This window comes from Halorubrum sp. Atlit-26R (assembly GCF_003666015.1).
In the GTDB taxonomy this organism is placed as follows: domain Archaea; phylum Halobacteriota; class Halobacteria; order Halobacteriales; family Haloferacaceae; genus Halorubrum.
In genome coordinates, this window is record NZ_QPLT01000079.1 from 1 (window position 1) to 1179 (window position 1179).

Consider the following 1179-nt stretch of genomic DNA (forward strand, 5'->3'; position numbering starts at 1 on the left):
CCTTCCATGTCACGTTCGACTCAGAGTTCTGGGACAAGGTCGTCGAGTGGATGGTAGCCCAAACTGAGTATGAGCAGGATGGTGAATTACCGCCGGCAACGCCCGAACGCGACTGGGAGTGCAACTATTGCTCTTTCAAACATCGGTGTGGGAAAGCCAATACACCGTACGCAGACATCGGCTACACTGGGTTACTCCCACTGTTTGAAGAGTATGACCGAGAGAACCTCATCGACTATCTTGACTCACGGGCCGATGCGAAGCTCACCCCGACACTCGCCCATGTATTCTCTGATCTCACGGACACGTACGATGTGTACGACTGGTCGTGCCCCCGGTGTAGTGAGACCTACGCTTGGGATGCTGTAGACTGGGGCGGTGATACGTCCGAACCACCGGCCTGTCCTGAATGCCTTACTGATGGGGAGTTACTTGCCCTCAGCGGCCCAGAACCGGGTGAACAACAGTGATTCTGGCTCTTACGATTCGATTCTTCAGACATATTGCTGTCTGAAACATCTGGTCACTGAAAGGTTCGCAATTGCTCGGAGCATAGAACTAATATACAGCCCGTGGTACTCGGTTCCATGATAGGATATGACGCCATCGGCTGGCAGCAAATCTTGATACTCCTGTTGGCCGTCACGATGATTGTGACTGGTGGAGCCGGTCTCCTCGGAACCTTCTAACTGAGTTGGCTCTGTTGAAATCCTCTTCTTCGGACATATTATTGTATGAAACAACTGGTCGCTGAAGAGTGCATACCGTTTAACTGATTCAATTCTAGAGACAAGACGAAACGCTCTGCTGGTAGTCTCAGTACGAATCTTGTCCCCTTTCCGAGCTAGAGCGACGAAGACGGTACCGGCGTATCGCTCCGTATAGTCCATAGCCAATCATCACAATCATCGGTACAATCACAACATCGGTGAAAAACGCTTCTATTCCATAAAAGTGCCAAACAATAAGAGGAGTTCCAAGGATTGCAATCGGTGTTACGACTATTCGTGTTAGAATTGGGTCAATCGGAATCAACCGAGGTGTGATTTCATGAATAGACACATCAAGACCCATCTGCTCAAGTTGTGATTTAATTTCGTTGATCTGTGCTGAGGAGATTGGCGTATCCGGTGGATGAGAGAATTTCCACTGAAAGTATTGTAGTTTTATGAGAGCTAC

1 protein-coding gene and 1 pseudogene are annotated in these 1179 nt (G+C 49.1%); one reads left to right on the forward strand and one right to left on the reverse strand.

Annotated features, from left to right (window positions below; translation table 11 throughout):
* Nucleotides 1–470 (forward strand): annotated as a pseudogene (locus DVK07_RS19360) (Dna2/Cas4 domain-containing protein); the annotation flags it as partial.
* 346 nt (nucleotides 471–816) lie between these two features.
* Here DVK07_RS19360 and DVK07_RS23830 read toward each other — a convergent pair.
* On the reverse strand, nucleotides 817–1179 hold a 363-nt coding region (locus DVK07_RS23830), incomplete at its 5' end, for a hypothetical protein (RefSeq protein WP_233565528.1).